Source organism: Mesorhizobium sp. M0698, from assembly GCF_040320455.1.
Lineage (GTDB): Bacteria > Pseudomonadota > Alphaproteobacteria > Rhizobiales > Rhizobiaceae > Mesorhizobium.
Map to the genome: position 1 here is coordinate 181,048 of NZ_JAMYPQ010000002.1, position 19,732 is coordinate 200,779.

Consider the following 19,732-nt stretch of genomic DNA (forward strand, 5'->3'; position numbering starts at 1 on the left):
AACCGGGAGCAGAGTCTTGGCGACCACGATGATCACCACGCTGGACAGGTCCTCGCGGGCCGCCGCTCGCGGTCTAAGCGACATTTCGATCCGCAATCTCTTCATCATCCCGACGATCCTGTTTCTGATCGTCTTCAACATCTTCCCGCTGATCTATTCGCTGGGCTATTCGTTCACCGATTTCCGCGCCTCGACCAGCGCGGCGGCGAATTTCGTCGGGCTGCAAAACTACCGCGACCTGCTCAGCGATCCCTATGTCTGGTCCAACTTCGCCATCACCGCAAAATACGTCATCATCTCGGTCGCCGGCCAGCTGCTCGTCGGCTTCGGCGTGGCCATGCTGCTCAATCGCGACATTCCGCTCAAGGGCCTGCTGACGACGCTCCTGTTGTTGCCGATGATGCTGTCGATGGCCGTCGTCGGCCTGTTCTGGAAGCTGCTCTACGATCCGTCCTTCGGCATCATCAATTATGCGCTGGGCCTCGGCACCTTCGAATGGCTGTCGAATCCGAAAATGGCGCTCTATGCGGTCGCGCTGACCGACATCTGGATGTGGTCGCCCTTCGTCATGCTGTTGTCGCTGGCCGGCCTGTCGGCCGTGCCCAAGCATCTCTACGAGGCAGCCGCGATCGACAGGGCCGGGCCGTTCTACACCTTCTTCCGCATAACGCTGCCGCTGGTTGCACCGATCCTGATGATCGCGGTCATCTTCCGCACCATGGAGGCGTTCAAGACCTTCGACCTCGCCTATATCCTGACCAGCCAGCCGACGGCCGAGCTGATCTCGATCCGGCTCTACAAGATGGCGTTCCAGGAATGGCAGACCGGGCGTTCCTGCGCGCTCGCCTACATCGTGCTGATCATGGTCCTGGCGATCACCAACATCTATGTCAAATACCTCAACAAGGTGAAGGAGCGCTGAGATGGCCGCAGTCCGCACTTCTTCCGAAATCACCTTCAACCGGGTCGCCATCGTCGCTGTCCTGCTGGTGACGATCATCTTCCTGGCGCCGATCTACTGGATCGCCTCGACGGCGTTCAAGCCGCGCAACCTCGCCACCACCATTCCGCCGACGGTGGTTTTCCAGCCGGAGATATCGCCCTTCGTCAAGTTGTTCACCAAGCGTTCGCAGCTGCGCAGCCCGCCGTCGCCGGAGGAGTACGCGGCTGCGCCGTGGTGGGAGCGCGTCGTCTTCAATGGGGGCGAAAAGATCGTGCGCGACGGCAAGGGCCAGGTGCAGTGGTCGGGCTATCCGAGCCGTTTCATGAACTCACTGATCGTTGCCATAACCTCGACCGTCCTGGCCGTCGGCATGGGCACCTTCACCGCCTATGGGTTCTCGCGCTTCAAGGTAAAAGGCGAGGCGGACCTACTGTTCTTCATCCTGTCGACACGCATGCTGCCGCCGGTGGTCGTCGCCATTCCGATGTTCCTGATGTACCGGGCGGTCGGCCTCAACGATTCCCATATCGGCCTGATCATCCTTTACACCGCCTTCAACCTGTCCTTCTCGGTGTGGCTGATGAAAGGCTTCATGGACGAGATCCCCAAGGAGTATGAGGAGGCGGCCCTCGTCGACGGCTATACGCGCATGGAGGCCTTCTTCAAGATCGTGCTGCCCGAGGCCGCCACCGGCATCGCCGCCACCGCCGTGTTCTGCTTTATCACGGCGTGGAACGAATATGCCTTCGCACTGATCATGACCAGCCGCCGTGCCCAGACAGCACCGCCCTTCATCCCCAGCCAGGTCGGTTCCGGCCTGCCGGACTGGACGGTGATTGCCGCCGGAACCTTCCTGTTCCTGCTGCCGGTCGCGATCTTCACCTTCCTGCTCCGCAACCACCTGTTGCGCGGCATGTCGTTTGGAGCGATCCGCAAATGAGCTTTCGCGACATCAACCAGAAATATCTCGAACCGGGCAGCCAGGTGCTGATGGTGCTCGGTATCATCGCGCTCTGCCAGCCGTGGAACATGCTGCTGCACAGCTATGGCGTGACCATCATCCTGATCGGCCTGATCGGCTTCAACATCACCTCCAAGATCGCGCCGGAGGAGAAGGCCGGCACCGGGCAAGGGGCAAATCCGGGGGCACAGCATTGACCCAGATCGAGCTTCGAGGCATCCAGAAATATTTCGGCGCCGTCCAGGTCATCAAGGACCTCAACCTGAAGATCGACGACAACGAGTTCATCGTGCTGCTCGGCCAGTCGGGCTGCGGGAAGACGACGACGCTCAGGGCGATTGCCGGGCTGGAGACGATCGACGGCGGCGACATCCTCATCGACGGCAAGCCGGTCCAGCACCTCAAGGCCGCCGATCGCGATATCGCCATGGTCTTCCAGTCGTTCTCGCTCTATCCGCATATGAGCGTCTATGAGAACATCGCCTTTCCGCTCAGGGCGACGCGCAAGAGCAAGGCCGAGATCGACAGCGAGGTGCGCTCGGTCGCCAAGACGCTGCAGATCAGCGATCTCCTCGCCAAGAAACCGTCGGCGCTGTCGGGCGGCGACATGCAGCGCGTGGCGATCGGCCGAGCCTTGGTGCGGCGGCCGAAGGCGATGCTGATGGACGAGCCGATCGGGGCGCTCGATGCCAAGCTGCGCGAGGAGATGCGGGCCGAGATCAAGCGGCTGCACATCAAGCAGGGCTCGACCAGCATCTACGTCACCCACGACCAGATCGAGGCGATGAGCCTCGCCGACCGCATCGTCATCATGCATGAAGGTGTGCTGCAGCAGGTCGGCTCGCCGGACGAGGTCTATTCGCATCCGGCGAATCTTTTCGTCGCGCAATTTGTAGGCAGCCCGGTGATGAACGTCGCCGACACTTCGGTGACCGAGAAAGCCTCATCGGCCTCGGTCACGGTCGGCGATGCGGCCGCCGGTTTCGAATTCCCGCGCGCCTTGCTGTCGAAGCTCAACGGCCATGCCGGCAGCCAACTCGCGCTCGGCATCCGGCCGGAAGGCGTCCTCGTCCGCCGCGAAGCCGCCGAGGGATTCTTGCCGGTGGAGACGCAGATCGTCGAGCCGCTCGGGTCCTTCGACATCGTCGACCTCAAGGTCGGCTCCAAGATGCTGCGTGCGCGCACCAAGAGCGGCTTCATCGGCGGCCCTGGCGAAAGAGTCTTCGTCAGAATCGATCCCAGCCAGGCGCATTTCTTCGACACGGCGAGCGGCAAATCGCTGGGAGTGAGACTCTGATGGCCCACATCCAGCTCAAGAACATCTCGAAGAAATTCGGCAATCACACCGCCTTGACCGGGCTCGATCTCGACATCGCCGATGGCGAGTTCTTCGTTCTGCTTGGCGAGACCGGCGCCGGCAAGACGACGACGCTGCGCATGATTGCCGGCCTGGAAAAACCGAGCGAAGGCCAGGTCTTCATCGACGGCGTCGATGTCGCCGACTGGGGCGCGGCCGAGCGTGACGTGGCGCTGGTGCTGCAGCAATATTCGCTGTACCCGCGCTATACGGTGCGCCAGAACCTCGAATTTCCACTGAAGCCGAAGATCCGCCGGCTGCCCGATGCCGAGATCAAGGATCGTGTCGACCGCGCGGCCAGGACGTTGAGGATCGAGCATCTGCTCGACCGCAAGACCGACAGGCTTTCAGGCGGCGAGATGCAGCGCGTCTCGATCGGTCGCGCCATCGTGCGCAAGCCGCGGGTATTCCTGATGGACGAGCCGTTGTCGGCGCTCGACGCCAAATTGCGCGAGGCGCTGCGCACCGAATTGAAGAACCTGCAGATGCAGCTTGGCGCCACCTTCCTGTTCGTGACGCATGATCAGATCGAGGCGATGTCGATGGGTGACAAGGTCGGCGTGCTCAACCATGGCCGCATCGTCCAGACCGGCACGCCGTACGAGATCTATAACAATCCGCGCGACACCTACGTGGCAAGCTTCGTCGGCTCGCCGCCGATGAACCTCATCGACGGCAAGCTCGTCAACGGACGTGCGGTGATGGCGCCGCTCAATTTCGAATTGCCGTTTGCGGGGGGTGCCAAGACTTCGTGGGGGCTAAAGACGGGCGCGGCGACCGACGGTCGCCCGCTCGTCTTCGGTATTCGTCCCGAGGATGTCTATCTCGAGACCGGCGCGCCGGTCGAGGCGCGGGTCCATGACGTCGAGAACCATGGCGTCGAGAAGATCCTGACGCTGCGGGTCGGCGACGCCATGCTGCGCGCCACCGTGCCTGCCAGGACCGACGTCCAGATAGAGCAGCCGGTGCGCTTTGCCTGGAACCCGGACAAGGTGGTGCTGTTCGACAAGGGCAGCGGAATAAGCCTGCGTCACGCCGGCTAAGTACAAGCGTCTTTACTGCGCTAGAGCGGGATGCGTTCAAAGTGAACCGTGCATCCCGCTCTATCCATGTGTTTTAGCCGCATTTGTGCGACGCCACTTGATTCCACTTGGCTGCGAAATGCTCGAGTCTTCCCGTCATCCCCCGTACGGGGGATGCGGATGCTCCGATTTGTCGAATAGGCTGATCCTTTGGTCCCAAACGGGCTTTGCAAGCCCAATTTGGAGGCCCAAAACGGAGGGTTGGCTATGGGAAATCTGTTCCGCAGTTTTGCGACGATCCTGCTCGTCGCCAGTATGGGATTGTCGGCCGCGCATCTAAGCGAGGCGCAGGCAGCCAAGAAAGTTGTAGCCGGCGCGAAGGTCGACGCCAAGAAGATCAAGGACCTCAACGGCACGGTCAATCTGTCCACCAGCGACTGCAAGCTGTTGTTGAGCGGCACCGTCGTGGAAGTCTCGGATGGCAGGTGCGGGGCCTCCGGCAAATATTGCAAGAGCAGCGCCGGCTCGGCCTGCATCACCGAGCAATAAGCCGGCCAACGTTTAGCCGGCCTGGCGGATCTCCGCCTGTTCCTCGGCCCGGAAATGGCTGGGCGGCGATCCGATGACCCGTTTGAAGGCGCGGCTGAAGGAGGCGTCGGATTCGTAGCCGAGGCGCGCCGCGACGACGGAAATCTTCAGCCGGTCGCGGACCAGCCATTGCCGCGCCTGGTGCATCCGCACCTGCGTGACGTACTTTGCCGGTGTTTCGCCGACAATGGTTGCGAAGCGCTCGGCGAAACCTGATCGTGAGGCGCCCATCATCTTTGCCAGAGCGTCTACCGTCCAGTCGCGGCTCGGTTCCAGATGGATCGCGGCCAGCACCCGGCCGATCTCGCGGTCCCTCACCGCCGCGATCCATCCGGAAGAGTCGCCGCAGCCGCGCTCGACCCATGAGCGGATGACGGTCGCGGCGAGCACATCGGCCAGCCGCGCCAGGATGCCGCCGGAGCCGACGCGCTCCATCGTCACCTCGCGAGCCATCGCCTCCAGCAAATGCGGGATGCCTGGCTCATAGGCTTCCAACTCATGCGCGCGCATCACGTCCGGCATCATGCCGAGCAAGGGGTGCAAGCCATCGAGATTGAAATACATGCTGCCGAAAAACAGCAAGGTCCCCGGACGGCAGCCGGGCACGCCGTCATTCGACATGCAATAGACATTCTTGCAGATTTCCTCGACCTCATAGCCGTGGATCGGCGCCGCCTCGGTGCCCGGCTCACTTGCCAGCGTGTGGGCTGAGCCGCGCGGCAACAATACCGCGTCGCCCGCCTTCAGTTCCACCCATTCGCCGGACGGCTGCAGCAACCAGCAGCCTTTGCGGCCGATGAAATGAAACCGTGCCGCCGCCTGAGCCGGAAAATGGATGCCCCAGGGTTCCTTCATCTCGCAACGGCCGTAATCGACGCCTTCGAGGCGCAATCCGCGCAATATGTCTGTCAGCGGATCACCGGTGACGGGGATTTTGGACGAACGGTCAAGCATAATGGTGTTTCTAGCATGGAAACTCCAGACAGTCACTCCCTATGTTGCACTGCAGCCAGATGCTGCGCTGCAACCAGATCGGAGATCCCTCATGACCGAACCCGCGACAGGCGTCATGGACGCCGTTCTCGACCCATCGGAAACCGGCGAACGATCCGAGCCCGCATGGGGGGCGGTGGTCTCCCTGGCGCTCGGAGTCTTTGGCCTGGTGACCGCGGAATTTCTGCCTGCCAGCCTGCTGACGCCGCTTGCGCAGGATCTCGGCATCACCGAAGGCGCCGCCGGGCAGGCGGTAACGGCCACCGCCGTCATTGGCGCGATTGCGGCGCCGACCATGGCTATTGTCACCAAGCGGCTGGACCGCAGGCTGGTCATGTGGGCGCTGACGGTGCTGCTTGTGCTGTCAAACCTGGTGGCCGCGTTTGCGTCCTCGCTTCCCGTTCTTCTGATTGCCCGCATCATGCTCGGGATCAGTCTTGGCGGCTTCTGGTCGATGTCGGCAGCCATGGCGATGCGGCTCGTTCCGATGCGGCTGATGCCGCGCGCCATGTCGATCATTCTCACCGGCGTTTCGGTGGCGACGGTCTGCGCGGCTCCGGTCGGCGCCTATGTCGGCGACATCTGGGGCTGGCGGACGGCGTTCATGATCGCCGCCGTGGTCGGTGCGCTGGCGCTGCTGGTGCAGGTGGCTACCATTCCGAAGCTGCCGCCAGCAGGTACGGCAGGTTTTCGCACGCTGCTGGAGGTGATGAAGCGGCCGATGATCAGGGTGGCACTGCTGGTGGTGCTGCTGGTCGCCTCGGGACATTTTGCCGGCTTCACCTATGTCCGCCCGTTTCTCGAGAAGGTGCCCGCGCTGGACATCGAGACGATCTCGCTTGTGCTGCTCGCCTACGGCATTGGTGGCTTCTTCGGCAATTTTGCCGGCGGCTTCATTGCCGAACGCAGCCTCAAGGCAGCCGTCAGCCTGGCGCCCCTGCTGATCGCGTTTTCGGCGCTCCTGCTGCTGGTGGTCGGAGGTTCACCCGTCGTGGCTGCAATAGCAGTGGCCAGCTGGGGCTTTGCCTTCGGCGCCGTCCCAGTCGGGCTGCAGACCTGGCTGGTGCGGGCCGCCCCCGATCAGGCGGAAAGCGCCGGTGGGCTCATGGTTATGACGTTCCAGGTCGCCATCGCGTTGGGCGCCGTCTTCGGCGGCCTGCTGGTCGACAATACCGGCGTTGCCACCGCCTTCGCCTATTGCGCGGCGGCGACGTTGCTTGCGGCACTGGCGGCGTTCTTCCTTGGCCCCAAGCCGATCGACGACCCCAAGGCCTAAACGGAACGGCCGTCGAAGTCGAAGACCGGCACGGCGGCGACGTCCAACGCCTCGATGCAATTAATATTGATATAGGCATTTCGCCCGCTCCCTTCGCCGACATCCTCGGCGAAGGGGTGAATGCCGCAGCTGCGGCAGAAGCGGTGGGCGATGACATGGTTGCCGAAGCTGTAGCGGCCGAGATCATCGCCCCAGGCAAGCACCCGCACGCTCTCATGCGGAACTGCCCATAGCAGTGCACCCTTGCGCGAGCAGATCGAGCAATTGCACCGTACGGCTCCGGTCAGCTCGCCTTCGACCTCGAACGCGACCTTGCCGCAGTGGCAGCTGCCTTGGTAGAGCATCGGGCCTTCCTCCTTCGGTTCGACAGGTGCAAATCGGACCGTGCCGGGCTATGTCTCCTGCGGCCCGTTTCTGGCTGCTACCTTAAGACGTTGCAAGCGCGCGGAGTCCGACACCGAAAAATGCAATCAGCCCGCGATCACCTCGAAGCAATTCTTTCGCCTCTTGCCGCTCGCGTCGACGATGAGAGGGTTTTCGTAAAGCTCTACCCGGAAGCCGCACGGGCGGCGGCGGACGCTACCGATGCGCGGCGAAAAGCCGGCGTCACGCTCGGGCCGCTCGATGGGGCGATCGTCTCGATCAAGGATCTGTTCGATGTCGCCGGCGAGCCGACCACGGCCGGCTCTCTGCTGCTCGCCAACGCAGCGCCGGCGCTGCGGGATGCCATTGTCGTACAACAGTTGCGCCAGGCCGGTGCAATCATCCTAGGCAAGACCAACATGACCGAGTTCGCCTTTACTGCGATCGGCGTCAATCCACATTATGGCACGCCCGGCAATGCTAGCGATGCCAGCCGTATTCCGGGCGGCTCCTCCTCAGGCGCCGGCGTTTCGGTGGGCGAAGGCACCAGCGAAATCTCCATCGGTTCCGATACCGGTGGTTCGGTGCGCATTCCGGCATCGCTGAATGGCGTCGTCGGTTTCAAGCCGACTGCGCGGCGCGTGCCGCTTGCGGGTGCGTTTCCGCTGTCAGCCACGCTGGACTCGATCGGTCCGCTGGCCCGCACCGTCGCCGAATGTGCGGCGGCCGATGCAGTGATGTCGGGCGAAAACTTGGCGGCACTGTTGCCGCTGCCGCTGGACGGCCTGCGCATCGGTATTGCGCGCGGCGTGCTGTTCGATGATACGCAGGGAGAGGTCGCGACGACGTTCGACCGGTGTCTGCGCAAGATAGAGCTTAGCGGCGCACGGCTTGTGGAGCTGTCGATCGACGACCTGCTTGCCGATCTGCGCGTGGCAACCCAACGCGCGTCGATCGCGGCGATGGAAGGGGCGGAGATCCATGCCGACTGGCTGGCGACGGGAGCGACGAGGCCGGTCGACCCGCGGGTAAGCGGGCCATTGTCGCGCGCCGCCGCCATTCCGGCCGCGGTCTATATCAGGGCAATGCGCCGCCGCACGGCGCTGGCCGCCGCGATGGATGACCGGCTGGCGTCGGTCGACGTGCTGGCCCTGCCGACCACACCGGTGACGGCGCCGACAATCGTGTCGATGGCCAGCGACGAGGCGCTGTGCAACAGGACGGAAGGCCTTCTGCTGCGCAACACGCAGGTCGCCAACCAGTTCGATCTATCAGCCATCTCGCTGCCGATGCCGGGAATGACGCGTCCTGCCGGGCTGATGCTGGTGGCGCGCAATGGCCATGACCACCACCTGCTGCGCATCGCAGCCGGCGTGGAGGGGCTGCTTGCAAATTGATCGGATAGCGCGTGTCAGGGCGACGAGCAGTGGCCGCGTTCGCTGTCCTTGGCGGCGCGTTCGATGCTGGTGGCGACCAGCCAAGGCAGGGTGTACCGCTTGCCGTTGAAGGTCCGGGTGCGGTTCTCAATCGAGCCGACAACAACGACCTTGCCGGCATAGAGCTTGTCTGAAAGATCGAGCGCCTTGTCTTGCTGCGGCAGGCGATCGATGTCGATTGAAACGCCTTTGATGAGCTTCCCAGCAGCGAGGTCGAGTGCGCTGTTCGATGGACAGGGTGCCGCCACGCAGCGTATGCCGTTGTCGCAGAACACGTAGCTGCCCTGTTCGTTGGCGAAGGCTTGCGCCGTCGCCACGCAGAAGCCGGCGGTCAGCAGGAATTTTGTTACGCTTGCCATGCCGGCACCATCGCCGGCGAATTCGGGAAAATTGGGGCGCTTTCAGAAATCGGCAGGGAACCGCCGCCGGTAGTGCTCGACCACTTCGGGGTTGCGCAGATTGACCGGCAATCTGTTGGCCAGCACCAGCAAGGCTTCGCCAGCCGCGCCGACGCCCATGCGCATCATCGACTGCTCGGTAATCCCAGCCATGTGCGGGGTGACGATGACGTTGTCGAAGCCGAAATAAGGATGGTTGGGCGGTAGCGGTTGTGTAGCAAAAACATCGAGCGCAGCGCCGCCGATGCGGCCCTTCTGCAAGGCCTCGATCAGCGCGTCGTCATCGATCACCGGCCCGCGCGAAACATTGATCAGCAGCGCATCCGGCTTCATCCGCTCAATGCGCTCGCGGCTGATCAGCCCCCGTGTTTCGGGCGTCAGCGGGCAGCACAGAACGATGATGTCGCTCTGCTCGATGAGTGCATCGATCGACAGGAAGCCGACCCTGTCCGGCGCCGGCCGCATGCTGCGCGTCGTCGCCACCACATTCAGATCGAACCCATGGGCGGCGATGTGGCCAACCGCCTGACCGATCGCGCCGAGGCCGACAATGCCGATCGTCTTGCCCGCTAGCTCGCTGGCCACCACCGTGTGTTCGCGGCCCGCCAGCCAGCCCTTCGCACGCAAGTCGCGGTCCAACACACGGAAGCGCCTAAGCAGCGCCAGCGCCGCGAACATCACATATTCGGCGACAGATCGCGCGTTCACCCCCGGCACGTTCGCCACCAGCACGCCGGCCGCATTGGCCGCTTCCATCGGTACCATGTCCAGCCCGGCGCCGTGGCGGATCGCGGCCCTGAGCCTCTTCGCGCCTTCGAAAAGCGCCGCAGGCAAGGGAGCGCGAACGATGATGACATCGGCGTTCCTCGCCTCGGCGGCCAGCGTGGCCGCATCGAGGGCGGAAGCAACGACGAGTTCGCCGGCCCCAGTCAGCATGGAAGCGGCACGAGGGTGCAGTCTGTGTGTTGACAGGATCTTGGGCATTTCAGGCCTTTTCGAGCGCAGGGCTTTCCGGTTCCGCCCCACGCCCCTCGATCAGCCCCTTCCAGTAGCTTTCCGCGCCTTGCAGGTGGGCGCTCATCAGCGCCTGGGCGAGATTGCCGTCGCGGCGCAGCAGCGCCTCGTAGATCTGGATATGCTCGGCATGGGAGCGCACGCTGCGTTCGGGATCGTTGAAATAGATCGGCAGGCGCAGCTCACCCATCATGTAGTAGACGCTGCAGATATTGTGGAAGACGCTGTTCTTGGTCGCCCGCACGATCTCGAGGTGGAACTCGCGGTCTTCCCGGGCAAGCCCTTCACCGGCGGCGATGCGATCCTCGGAGGCCTTCAGGATCTCGCGCAGCCGCTCGAAATTCTCCTCGGTGGCGCGTGAACAGGCAAGTTCGGCGGCCTTGATCTCGTGGATCTTGCGCAACTCGACCGTCTCGTAGATCTGGACGGGATCGAGCGGCAGGCCGGCGCGGGCGAACAGCGCCATCGCCTCGACGCTCGCCTGCTTCGTATCGATGTAGATGCCGGATTTCGCCCGTCGCTCGACGATGCGCATGGCCTCGAGAATGGCCAGCGCCTCGCGGATCTGGCCGCGGCTGACGCTGAAATGCTCTGCCAGTTCGCGCTCCGACGGCGTGCGGCCCGTCTCCTTGTCCGAATGGGAGAACAGATAGGCGGCGAGTTCCGCGAGAAGGTTCTTTTCTTTCATGTCAGCCGTGTTGCGCGTGCGCCTCCAGGAACCGCTCCGAAATGGTGAATCCCAGCCCGGGTCTATCAGGGATCGCTACCATACCGTCCTTTGCTTCGACAGTCTCTTCGATCAGATCGTGGATCATCGGGTTGGCGCCGAGCGAATATTCGACGGTGAAGCTCGCCGGCGAAGCGGCGCAGACATGCAGGCCGGCAAAGAAGCAGGGCGCGCCGGCCCAAAGATGCGGCGCAAAGCGCAGATTGAAGGCGCTGGCGATGGTGCCGATCTTCATCGCCTCGCTGATGCCACCGCAAAAGGCCGGATCCGGCTGGAAGATATCGGCGGATTTGAGCACGGCGAGGTCGCGGAAGGCATAGCGTGTCGCCTCGCTTTCGCCGGTGGCGATCGGGATCGAACCGCAGGCGCGCACCTCGGCCATGCCGGGCTTGTCGTCGGCGATCACCGGCTCCTCGAACCAGGCGAGATCGAGGTCGCCGGCGAGATGGATAAAGCGCTTGGCTTCGGCCACCGTGTAGGTGCCGTGCGCGTCGACCATCAGGTCGATATCGGGACCGAGCGCTCGTCTGGCGGCACGGACGCGAGCGGCCGAGATATGTGGGGCGCCGTCCATGGCGCCGACGCGCATCTTCAGCGCCTTGAAACCGCCCTTGGCGATGTAGGACTGCAGCTGGTCGCCGATGGCTTCCGCAGTGGCCCAGCCGCCGGAAGCATAGGCCGGCATGCGGTCCAGCTTGCGGCCGCCGAGCAGTCGCCAGACCGGAACGCCGAGTGATTTGCCGAGAATGTCCCACAATGCGATGTCGACGGCGCTGATAGCCGCGATGCTCATGCCGCGTCGCGCCAATTGCGGCATGGCGTGGCCGGCGCGAGCGGCGCTGTCGTGGCGCGTGCCATTATAGAGCATCTCCCAGATGACGCCGATGTCAGCCGGGTCGCGGCCGACCAGCTGCGGGCCGACTTCGTAGTTCAGCAAATGGACAAGGGCGCCGTAACTGCCGGCGCTGCCGGCGGCATTCTTGCCTTCGCCCCAGCCGACCAGCCCGTCGTCGGTTTCGATGCGCAGGATGGCGGCGTCGAACGTCGCCACCTGACCGAAGTCGCTGCGGTGCTGCTTCGCGGCTTCGATCGGTATGCGGACCCACCAGGCTTGGACCGTCTTGATGCGCATGTTCATCCTCGGCCCGGCCGCGGTGAGGCGGAAGGGCTTTTCCAAACGGCTCGGCTACTTGATCAGCGGCAGCAGCGTTTCCGCGTTGATGCGCATCTGGTCGGTGTAGAATTTCTCCGTGAGCACGCTGGAGCCGTGGTCCTGAATGAACTTCAGCTGCTCCGGCGAGATGTCGACGGGGTTGCGTTCGACCATGTCGGGATAGGGGGCAGCCGGCGTGCGGTCGACGGGGGCGACGAATTCATTGGTCAGCGCGCCGTCATAGCCGATCTCCTTCAGCGTGCCGACGATCTTCGGCCAGTCGATCTGCCCGAGGCCGGCGGCGAAGCGGTTGTTTTCGGCGACATGGAAGTCGTACAGGCGCTTGCCGACCTGCCGGATGGCGTCGTAGACGTTAAATTCTTCCATGTGGATGTGGTAGGCGTCGAGGCAGACGCCGCATTCGGGACTGACCGCATCGGCCAGCGCCAGTGCCTGGGCGCCGCGGTTGAACAGATAGGTCTCGAAGCGGTTGAGCGGCTCGACCGCGATCTTGACGCCGACCTTCTTGGCGTGGGTGAAGCATTCCCGGGTGGCGTCGACCACCCATTTCCACTCCTCTTCCTCGGTGCCGTCCGGCACCACCTTGCCGACGGTGGCCGGAACCAGCGTGATGATCTCGCCATCAAGTTCGCTGACCATGGTCAGCACGTCCTTGACATACTGCACCGAGCGCTCGCGCTGGCCCTGGTCCTTGGCGGCGAGATTGCGCTCGCCCAGCATCAGCGTCACCGCTCCCCAGCAGCGAATGCCGTACTCGTTCAACAGTGCGCGCGTCTCCTTGGGCTTGTACTGTTCGGGTTCGCCGGAGATCTCGATCGACTCGTAGCCGAATTTCTTGATGCGCTTGAGCGTCGTTTCCAGCGGCTCCGCCCGCATCCAATTGTGCGTCGAAAGATGCATGGTCTATCCTTCCCAGAATCGCCTGTACCAGTTCGCCTGCGGCGCACTCTGCCGAGGCGTGCCGCATGATTCCTCCCCAAGGCGTCCCAGCATTTTTTGCAAACTGGTTCGACCAATTGGGCTTGATGGGAGGTCTACAGTAATTTCATCTGGACGGCAAGAAGTGCTGCCATCAAGCGTTAGCTCCTAGCTAGACTATTGATTATGCTTAAATATGTGGCTTAACTCGGCATGGTTGCAAGACTGCGGCAGCGCGTCAAATGGCTTGACCAGATTTCGTCATTTGGTAATACCAGAATAGCGGCGCTGAGCGCGCTGTGCAAAGAGACCAAAGACGCTGGCCCTGTTTTCAATCGGCGCTATGCTTGGTCGTGAAACATAGGGAGATGCCGATGCCGACGACGATGAAGGGGCCTGGTCTGTTCCTGGCGCAGTTTGCGGGCGACGCCGCGCCGTTCAATTCGCTGGCCTCGATCACCAAATGGGCGGCTGGTCTGGGCTACAAGGGCGTGCAGATCCCGACATGGGACGCCCGATTGTTCGATCTCGAGAAGGCAGCCTCCTCCAAGGCCTATTGCGACGAGGTGAAGGGCATCTGCGCCGATGCCGGCGTCGAGATCACCGAACTGTCGACGCACCTGCAGGGGCAACTGGTGGCGGTGCATCCGGCCTACGACGCGCAGTTCGATGGTTTCGCGCCGGCTGCGGTGCACAACAACCCGAAAGCCAGGCAGCAATGGGCGGTCGAGCAGATGAAGCTCGGCGCCAAGGCGTCGAATAACCTCGGGCTCAAGGCGTCGGTGTCGTTTTGTGGTGCCCTGGTTTTCCCTTATGTCTACCCGTGGCCGCAGCGGCCGGCGGGGTTGATCGAGGAAGCGTTTGCCGAACTCGGCAAGCGCTGGAAGCCGATCCTCGACGTCTATGACGAGAACGGCGTCGATGTCGGCTACGAAATCCATCCGTGCGAGGACGTGTTCGACGGCGCGACGTTCGAGATGTTCCTCGAGGCAGTCGGCGGCCACAGACGCTGCAACATCAACTACGACCCATCGCACTTCCTGCTGCAGCAGCTCGACTATCTCGAATTCATCGACATCTACCACGAGCGGATCAAGGCGTTCCACGTCAAGGATGCCGAGTTCAATCCGACCGGCCGGCAAGGCGTCTATTCCGGTTACCAGAGCTGGACCAACCGTGCCGGGCGTTTCCGCTCGCTCGGCGACGGGCAGGTGGATTTCGGCGGCATCTTCTCCAAGCTCACCCAATACAATTATGATTCATGGGCGGTGCTGGAATGGGAATGCTGCCTCAAGCACCCGGAGGATGGTGCTGCCGAAGGCGCCCCCTTCATCCAGCACCACATCATCAGGGTGACGGAAAAAGCATTCGACGACTTCGCCGGCGGCACGACCGATAAAAAGGTGCTGCGCGGCATGATGGGGATCTAGCACAGATATCCCTCCCCCTCGAGGGGAGGGTCGATCCGCGCAGCGGATCGGGGTGGGGTCGCTGGGCGTAGAGCTCGGCATGAATCGACTCCACCCGGCCCTGCGGGCCACCTTCCCCTCAAGAGAGGGGTATTTCAGTGACGAGGGAGAAAATCATGGTTGGCGCATCGAAGACGGAAACGGGAGGCGGTCCGATCCGCTACGGCATGGTTGGCGGCGGACAAGGCGCCTTTATCGGCGCGGTGCACCGCATCGCGGCGCGCATTGATAACGAGTTCGTGCTGGTTGCCGGCGCCTTGTCGTCGAATCCGGAGCGCGCCAAGGCCTCGGCGGCCGAGCTTGGGCTCGATCCGGCGCGCAGCTACGGCTCCTATGCCGAGATGGCCAAGGCGGAGGCCAAGCGGCCGGATGGCATCGAGGTGGTGGCCATCGTCACGCCGAACAATGTGCACGTGCCGGCCGCCAAAGCTTTTCTCGAGGCCGGCATCCACGTCATCTGCGACAAGCCACTGGCGACGACGCTGGCCGAGGCAAAGAGGCTGGCGGCGCTGGTCGAAAAGACCGGCAAGGTGTTCGTGCTGACGCATAACTACACCGCCTATCCGATGGTGCGGCAGGCACGCGAGATGGTGGCCAAGGGACAGCTCGGCGATATCCGCATCGTGCAGTCGGAATATCCGCAGGACTGGCTGACCGAAGACCTGGCCGCCACCGGCCAGAAGCAGGCAGCATGGCGCTCTGACCCGAAGCAGGCGGGTGCCGGCGGTGCGCTGGGCGATATCGGCACGCATGCCTACAACCTGGCCCGTTTCGTCTCCGGGCTGGAGCTCGATTCGTTGTCGGCCGATCTCGATGCCTTCGTGCCGGGGAGGCTGCTCGACGACAACATCAATGTGCTGCTGCGCTTCAAGCCGGTCGGCGGGTCGCACCCGGCCAAGGGAATGATCTGGGCAAGCCAGGTGGCGCCCGGCCACGAGAACGGGTTGAAATTGCGCATCTACGGCTCGAAGGGCGGCCTCGAATGGGTGCAGGCCGACCCGAACTATCTCTGGTACACGCCGTTCGGCCAGCCGAAGCAATTGATCACCCGCAATGGCGCCGGCGCGCTGCCCGTCGCCAGTCGCGTCAGCCGCGTTCCGCCAGGCCATCCGGAAGGCTATCTCGAAGGCTTCGCCAATATCTACCAGGAGGCAGCGCGGGCCATTCGCGCGGCACGGAGGAAGGGCGGCAAGCCGGCTAAGGATGTCGTTTTCCCAACTGTGCAAGACGGCGTCGAAGGCATGGCCTTCATCGAGGCCTGCGTGAAATCGGCGAAGAAGAATGGAGCGTGGACGAAGCTCTGAAGGGGTGGTGATATTCAGGTGAGACCGGCCTGCAAATGGCAGTTTCCTGCGCTTCCGGTGCTCATGTACCAAAAGTACGCTCCGCTCCGGTTCTCGGAACCCACCATTTTCGGCTCGGCCTGACCTGAATCTCACCACCCCTCCGGCGATCGAGCGAATGAAGGGGAGGGGCGTCGATGAAAATCGGCATGTGCATGTTGTTGTGGACGACCAGTGTCACGAAAAAACACGAGCCGTTGTTGAGGGATATCAAGGCGACCGGCTTCGACGGCGTCGAGATACCGGTCTTCTCCGGCACGCCGGACGACTACAAGAAGCTCGGTGAGCTGCTCGACCGCATCGGGCTGCAACGCACCGCCGTCTCGGCGATGGGCGATCCGGCGATGAACCTGATCTCGGCCGACGCCTCGACGCGCAAGGCCGGGATCGACTACATGAAATCGGCGATCGACTGCGCTCAGGCGCTTGGCGCGAACACGTTGAGCGGCCCGCTGCATTCGACACTCGGGGCCTTCTCCGGCAGCGGGCCGACGGCGGCCGAGAAAAAACGTTCGATCGCTTCGCAGCGCGCCATCGGTGACCATGCCGGCAACAAGGGTGTCACCATCGGGCTGGAGGCGCTCAACCGCTTCGAATGCTATCTGCTCAACACGATGGACGATTTGTCGGCGCATATCGACGCGATCGACCGGCCGCACATCAAGGCGATGTACGACACCTTCCACGCCAACATCGAAGAGACCGACCCGATCGGCGCCTATACGCGCAACCGCAAGAACATCGTCCATATCCATATTTCGGAGAACGATCGCGGCGTGCCGGGCCGCGGCCACGTCCCCTGGAAGGAGACTTTCTCCGCCATTCGCAAGAGCGGCTACGACGATTGGCTGACGATCGAGGCGTTCGGGCGTTCGCTGAAGGATTTGGCCGCGGCCACCAAGGTGTGGCGCGACTTTTCCGAGAGCCCGGAAGCGGTTTATCGGGAGGGGTACAGGCATATCAGGAACGGATGGAGGAAGGCGGCCACGTAGGCCGCAGGTTGGCGCCTTTCGACCGACGAGTGTCGGCGATCCTTCGCGCCCCCCTCTGTCCTGCCGGACATCTCCCCCACTTGGGGGGAGATCGGTCGTCATCTCCGCTTTAGCCGATCTCCAACGTTGCAAAAGAGGTGCCGACGGCGAAGCTGCCAATCTCCCCCCTCGTGGGGGAGATGCCCGGCAGGGCAGAGGGGGGCGCTGTCCCGCCGGCTTCTGGCGAGGGATCACCTCTGGCCGGCCTGGATCCGGTTGTAGTCGTGGATCGTCCTGCTCAAGCGGCGGCGCAGGAAATTGGAAATGCTGTCGAAGATGAAAACGACGAGCAGGACCAAGAGCACCATGTAGAAGACATTGGCCCAGTTGGAATTGGTGCGCATCGCCTCCCAGAGCTTCAGGCCGATGCCACCGGCACCGACGGCGCCGATGATCGTCGCGCCCCTGGTGTTGGATTCCCACTGATAGAGTGTCTGGCTGATGAAGACCGGGATCACTTCCGGCAGCACGCCATAGCGCTGCACCAGCAAGCCATTGGCGCCGGTCGACTGGATGCCCTCGCGTGGCTTGTCGTCGATGTTCTCGAGGCCTTCCGAATAGACTTTGCCGAGCGTGCCGATCTCGGTGAAGAAAATCGCGGCGCTGCCGGCAAGCGGGCCCGGGCCGAAGGCGCGGGTGAAGAACAGCGCCCAGATCAGCATGTCGACCGAACGCATGAAATCGAAGAACCGCTTTAGCACCTGGCTAAGCAGGCCGCTCGGGGTGATGTTGCGGGCGGCGAAGAAGGCGAGCGGGAAGGCAACGATGCCGCCGAGCAAGGTGCCGAGAAACGCCATGACGATGGTCTGGAACAGCTTCGTCCAGACGTCGCCATGCTGCCATTGGGCGTTGTTCCAGATATTGTCGGCGGCCAGCGCAATGTTTGATGTGCCCGGCTTGAGCTGGGGTCCGGACATCAGCAACGAGACCACCTCGCCGGGCGACTTGCCGAAGAAGGGCGAGCGTGTGTCGAAGACGAAATTCGCCCAGCCGAGAAAGCGTTTGCGGACCTTGACGCGATCGACGGTTATACGGACCTCGCCGGCAAAGCCCATCCTGGCGACGATCTCATCGTCATGCACGGTGATCCACTCCGGCACCGGGCCGGATATTACCGGTTTGCCGCTGGCCAAGGACACCGGCACCGTCTGGCCATTGGCGACCAGCGTCGCTTCGGTCTTGTCGAAGGTGACCGATTTGGCCCGGCCGTCGATCAGGATGGTGTAGGAGCCGTTGGCGTTGGTGATGACCCAATCGGGATGCGGGTCTTCGCCGAGCGCCGAAAAACGCGGATATCTGGGTGTGATCTGAGGCTGGTCGAGACGGAATTCCGGCTGCAGATCGTAGCTGATCCATTGCGTCAGGAAGAGCGGCAGGCGCTCCCAGTGCGATTCCCTCAGCACTTGCGGCAGGCTGAAGAACCACAAGGCGTAGAGGAGATAGAGCAGGATGCCGGTGAACAGGACCAGCGGGCCGAAGCGTTTGTACAAGGGCCGCCGGAACGCTTGGGGAAAGCGCTCCTCGATCGACCGCATCTGATCGGCGGTCATTGCGGCCATGGGCAGTCTTCTTGTTGATTTGCCATGATCTTTTCCAAAAACCGGAATCCACTTTTTGGGATCATGGTCAGGCACCCATCATGAATGCCTGCTCGCCGACGAGCTTGCGGCGTAGCCAGGCGGAAAACTGGTCGACGAGGAAGATCGTCGTGAACAGCAGCAGCACCAATGCCAGCGTCTTGGCGCCGAAGCCGCGCGAGATGGAGAGCTTCAGTTCCTCGCCGATGCCGCCACCGCCGACCGCGCCGATAATGGTCGAGATACGCACATTGATCTCGATCCTGAGCAGCGTGTAGGACATGAAATTGGGCAGCACTTGCGGCAGGCCGGCAAAGCGCACGCGCTCGAACCAGTTGGCGCCGACGGCGCGCAGGCCTTCTTCGGCGCGCATGTCGATGTTTTCGTTGATCTCGTAGAAGAGCTTGCCGAGGGCGCCGATGGAATGCAGGCCGATGGCGATGATGGCTGCGACCGGGCCGGTCGAGAGGATGGCTGCGAACAGGCCGGCAATGACGATCTCGGGGAAGGCGCGAAGCAGTTCCATGAAGCGCTTGACGACGAGCCTGAGCATCGGACTGGGCGTCAAGTTGCGCGCGGCGATGAAGGAAAAGGGCACCGCAAAGACAAAGCCGATGAAAGTGGAAACCAGCGCCACGTTAAGCGTGGTGAGCATCAGCTCGAAATATTCGGGTAGATAAAAGCCGCCCCAGAGATAGACGCGGCCAAGCGGGAAGTTGAACTCTTGGCTGCCCTTGTCGTGCGGCGATGCGATGTCGAACAGCGCCCGCCAGACGTCGTTCCAGTCCTTGGGAACAAGCCAACCAAGGAAATCCAGTATGTGCGGCAGCCGATCGAAGAAATGTCCGGCATTGGCCTCGTCGGCGAACCACATGGCTGTGCACATGGCGACAAGCAGTGAGCCGATGCCGAGCGCCGTGTAGAACCGGCGCAAGGACGTCTGGCGTCGCCAGGCGTCTGCTGCCTGCCGGACCGCGTCTGAACGAATTGTAGCGGCGAAGGTCATACGGGGTCACGAGCGGACACGCAAAAAGGGCGGCGACCGCATCGGCCCGAAAGTCGACTTTCGGAAAGCACGATGCGGCATCTAAGTGTTAGAGCGTACTTTGTGCGTCCAAGTGGACGCACGTCGCTCTACTGGA

General features: G+C 62.9%; 20 protein-coding genes. 11 read left to right on the top strand and 9 right to left on the bottom strand.

Annotation, left to right across the window (positions count from 1 at the left end; genetic code table 11):
- Positions 1–16 precede the first annotated feature (16 nt).
- The 6 genes from NKI16_RS05485 (at position 17) to NKI16_RS05510 (ending at position 4,832) form a co-directional block, all read left to right on the top strand.
- Positions 17–922, top strand: coding sequence for a carbohydrate ABC transporter permease (locus NKI16_RS05485; RefSeq protein WP_254816733.1), 906 nt, complete (start codon positions 17–19; stop codon positions 920–922).
- 1 nt (position 923) lies between these two features.
- Positions 924–1,883, top strand: a complete 960-nt coding sequence (locus NKI16_RS05490) for a carbohydrate ABC transporter permease (RefSeq protein ID WP_292661213.1) — start codon at positions 924–926, stop codon at positions 1,881–1,883.
- Positions 1,880–2,101 (top strand): hypothetical protein, encoded by a 222-nt coding sequence (locus NKI16_RS05495; RefSeq protein WP_023675179.1) that lies wholly within the window; start codon positions 1,880–1,882, stop codon positions 2,099–2,101. The genes NKI16_RS05490 and NKI16_RS05495 overlap by 4 nt, the downstream gene beginning before the upstream one ends.
- Entirely contained in the window at positions 2,098–3,201 is a 1,104-nt protein-coding gene (locus NKI16_RS05500; protein WP_352568289.1) for an ABC transporter ATP-binding protein, read from the top strand. Before NKI16_RS05495 ends, NKI16_RS05500 begins: the two co-directional genes overlap by 4 nt.
- On the top strand, positions 3,201–4,304 hold the full coding sequence (locus NKI16_RS05505; RefSeq protein WP_352783377.1) for an ABC transporter ATP-binding protein: 1,104 nt from the start codon (positions 3,201–3,203) through the stop codon (positions 4,302–4,304). The genes NKI16_RS05500 and NKI16_RS05505 overlap by 1 nt, the downstream gene beginning before the upstream one ends.
- A 246-nt stretch (positions 4,305–4,550) precedes the next feature.
- Positions 4,551–4,832 (top strand): hypothetical protein, encoded by a 282-nt coding sequence (locus tag NKI16_RS05510; RefSeq protein ID WP_352783376.1) that lies wholly within the window; start codon positions 4,551–4,553, stop codon positions 4,830–4,832.
- Positions 4,833–4,844: 12 nt separating this feature from the next.
- On the opposite strand, the gene NKI16_RS05515 is transcribed toward NKI16_RS05510, so the two are convergent.
- Positions 4,845–5,825, bottom strand: coding sequence for an AraC family transcriptional regulator (locus NKI16_RS05515; RefSeq protein WP_352783374.1), 981 nt, complete (start codon positions 5,823–5,825; stop codon positions 4,845–4,847).
- A 91-nt stretch (positions 5,826–5,916) separates the two neighbouring features.
- Between NKI16_RS05515 and NKI16_RS05520 the strand changes: the two genes are divergently transcribed.
- Entirely contained in the window at positions 5,917–7,140 is a 1,224-nt protein-coding gene (locus NKI16_RS05520) for an MFS transporter (RefSeq protein ID WP_352448398.1), read from the top strand.
- On the opposite strand, the gene NKI16_RS05525 is transcribed toward NKI16_RS05520, so the two are convergent.
- Complete coding sequence (locus NKI16_RS05525; protein ID WP_352783372.1) at positions 7,137–7,484, bottom strand: GFA family protein; 348 nt, start codon at positions 7,482–7,484, stop codon at positions 7,137–7,139. The genes NKI16_RS05520 and NKI16_RS05525 overlap by 4 nt on opposite strands.
- 120 nt (positions 7,485–7,604) lie before the next feature.
- On the opposite strand from NKI16_RS05525, the gene NKI16_RS05530 reads away from it, so the two are divergent.
- Complete coding sequence (locus NKI16_RS05530; RefSeq protein WP_352783370.1) at positions 7,605–8,900, top strand: amidase; 1,296 nt, start codon at positions 7,605–7,607, stop codon at positions 8,898–8,900.
- Between the two features lie 14 nt (positions 8,901–8,914).
- On the opposite strand, the gene NKI16_RS05535 is transcribed toward NKI16_RS05530, so the two are convergent.
- The 5 genes from NKI16_RS05535 to NKI16_RS05555 are packed head-to-tail and all read right to left on the bottom strand — an operon-like array spanning position 8,915 to position 13,152.
- On the bottom strand, positions 8,915–9,298 hold the full coding sequence (locus NKI16_RS05535) for a DUF6748 domain-containing protein (RefSeq protein ID WP_352783369.1): 384 nt from the start codon (positions 9,296–9,298) through the stop codon (positions 8,915–8,917).
- A gap of 42 nt (positions 9,299–9,340) precedes the next feature.
- Positions 9,341–10,321: a hydroxyacid dehydrogenase gene (locus NKI16_RS05540; RefSeq protein ID WP_352783367.1), complete on the bottom strand. Its 981-nt coding sequence runs from the start codon at positions 10,319–10,321 to the stop codon at positions 9,341–9,343.
- Position 10,322: 1 nt separating this feature from the next.
- Positions 10,323–11,039, bottom strand: a complete 717-nt coding sequence (locus NKI16_RS05545; protein ID WP_292661187.1) for a FadR/GntR family transcriptional regulator — start codon at positions 11,037–11,039, stop codon at positions 10,323–10,325.
- A gap of 1 nt (position 11,040) precedes the next feature.
- Positions 11,041–12,210 carry a mandelate racemase/muconate lactonizing enzyme family protein gene (locus tag NKI16_RS05550; protein WP_352474076.1) on the bottom strand — a complete coding sequence of 390 codons (1,170 nt, stop codon included), beginning with the start codon at positions 12,208–12,210 and terminating at the stop codon, positions 11,041–11,043.
- Between the two features lie 54 nt (positions 12,211–12,264).
- Positions 12,265–13,152, bottom strand: a complete 888-nt coding sequence (locus tag NKI16_RS05555; protein WP_352620186.1) for a sugar phosphate isomerase/epimerase family protein — start codon at positions 13,150–13,152, stop codon at positions 12,265–12,267.
- Between the two features lie 392 nt (positions 13,153–13,544).
- On the opposite strand from NKI16_RS05555, the gene NKI16_RS05560 reads away from it, so the two are divergent.
- The 3 genes from NKI16_RS05560 (at position 13,545) to NKI16_RS05570 (ending at position 16,974) form a co-directional block, all read left to right on the top strand.
- Positions 13,545–14,600, top strand: coding sequence for a sugar phosphate isomerase/epimerase family protein (locus tag NKI16_RS05560; RefSeq protein WP_352620188.1), 1,056 nt, complete (start codon positions 13,545–13,547; stop codon positions 14,598–14,600).
- A gap of 155 nt (positions 14,601–14,755) precedes the next feature.
- Positions 14,756–15,943, top strand: a complete 1,188-nt coding sequence (locus tag NKI16_RS05565; protein WP_352620190.1) for a Gfo/Idh/MocA family protein — start codon at positions 14,756–14,758, stop codon at positions 15,941–15,943.
- A gap of 176 nt (positions 15,944–16,119) precedes the next feature.
- Positions 16,120–16,974 carry a sugar phosphate isomerase/epimerase family protein gene (locus NKI16_RS05570; RefSeq protein ID WP_352620192.1) on the top strand — a complete coding sequence of 285 codons (855 nt, stop codon included), beginning with the start codon at positions 16,120–16,122 and terminating at the stop codon, positions 16,972–16,974.
- A gap of 230 nt (positions 16,975–17,204) precedes the next feature.
- Here NKI16_RS05570 and phnE (NKI16_RS05575) read toward each other — a convergent pair whose 3' ends face one another.
- Complete coding sequence (gene phnE, locus NKI16_RS05575) at positions 17,205–18,572, bottom strand: phosphonate ABC transporter, permease protein PhnE (protein WP_352620194.1); 1,368 nt, start codon at positions 18,570–18,572, stop codon at positions 17,205–17,207.
- A gap of 67 nt (positions 18,573–18,639) precedes the next feature.
- The gene (gene phnE, locus NKI16_RS05580) at positions 18,640–19,596 is read right to left on the bottom strand and encodes a phosphonate ABC transporter, permease protein PhnE (RefSeq protein ID WP_352620196.1); all 957 of its coding nucleotides are present in this window, start codon (positions 19,594–19,596) and stop codon (positions 18,640–18,642) included.
- Between the last annotated feature and the right edge of the window lie 136 nt (positions 19,597–19,732).

Excerpts from the sequence above, each read along its gene's own strand:
- NKI16_RS05490 (WP_292661213.1), top strand. The coding sequence starts at position 924 with ATGGCCGCAGTCCGCACTTCTTCCGAAATCACCTTCAACCGGGTCGCC.
- NKI16_RS05495 (WP_023675179.1), top strand. The coding sequence starts at position 1,880 with ATGAGCTTTCGCGACATCAACCAGAAATATCTCGAACCGGGCAGCCAG.
- NKI16_RS05505 (WP_352783377.1), top strand. The coding sequence starts at position 3,201 with ATGGCCCACATCCAGCTCAAGAACATCTCGAAGAAATTCGGCAATCAC.
- NKI16_RS05510 (WP_352783376.1), top strand. The coding sequence starts at position 4,551 with ATGGGAAATCTGTTCCGCAGTTTTGCGACGATCCTGCTCGTCGCCAGT.
- NKI16_RS05515 (WP_352783374.1), bottom strand. The coding sequence starts at position 5,825 with ATGCTTGACCGTTCGTCCAAAATCCCCGTCACCGGTGATCCGCTGACA.
- NKI16_RS05520 (WP_352448398.1), top strand. The coding sequence starts at position 5,917 with ATGACCGAACCCGCGACAGGCGTCATGGACGCCGTTCTCGACCCATCG.
- NKI16_RS05525 (WP_352783372.1), bottom strand. The coding sequence starts at position 7,484 with ATGCTCTACCAAGGCAGCTGCCACTGCGGCAAGGTCGCGTTCGAGGTC.
- NKI16_RS05530 (WP_352783370.1), top strand. The coding sequence starts at position 7,605 with ATGCAATCAGCCCGCGATCACCTCGAAGCAATTCTTTCGCCTCTTGCC.
- NKI16_RS05535 (WP_352783369.1), bottom strand. The coding sequence starts at position 9,298 with ATGGCAAGCGTAACAAAATTCCTGCTGACCGCCGGCTTCTGCGTGGCG.
- NKI16_RS05540 (WP_352783367.1), bottom strand. The coding sequence starts at position 10,321 with ATGCCCAAGATCCTGTCAACACACAGACTGCACCCTCGTGCCGCTTCC.
- NKI16_RS05545 (WP_292661187.1), bottom strand. The coding sequence starts at position 11,039 with ATGAAAGAAAAGAACCTTCTCGCGGAACTCGCCGCCTATCTGTTCTCC.
- NKI16_RS05550 (WP_352474076.1), bottom strand. The coding sequence starts at position 12,210 with ATGCGCATCAAGACGGTCCAAGCCTGGTGGGTCCGCATACCGATCGAA.
- NKI16_RS05555 (WP_352620186.1), bottom strand. The coding sequence starts at position 13,152 with ATGCATCTTTCGACGCACAATTGGATGCGGGCGGAGCCGCTGGAAACG.
- NKI16_RS05560 (WP_352620188.1), top strand. The coding sequence starts at position 13,545 with ATGCCGACGACGATGAAGGGGCCTGGTCTGTTCCTGGCGCAGTTTGCG.
- NKI16_RS05565 (WP_352620190.1), top strand. The coding sequence starts at position 14,756 with ATGGTTGGCGCATCGAAGACGGAAACGGGAGGCGGTCCGATCCGCTAC.
- NKI16_RS05570 (WP_352620192.1), top strand. The coding sequence starts at position 16,120 with ATGAAAATCGGCATGTGCATGTTGTTGTGGACGACCAGTGTCACGAAA.
- phnE (WP_352620194.1), bottom strand. The coding sequence starts at position 18,572 with ATGGCCGCAATGACCGCCGATCAGATGCGGTCGATCGAGGAGCGCTTT.
- phnE (WP_352620196.1), bottom strand. The coding sequence starts at position 19,596 with ATGACCTTCGCCGCTACAATTCGTTCAGACGCGGTCCGGCAGGCAGCA.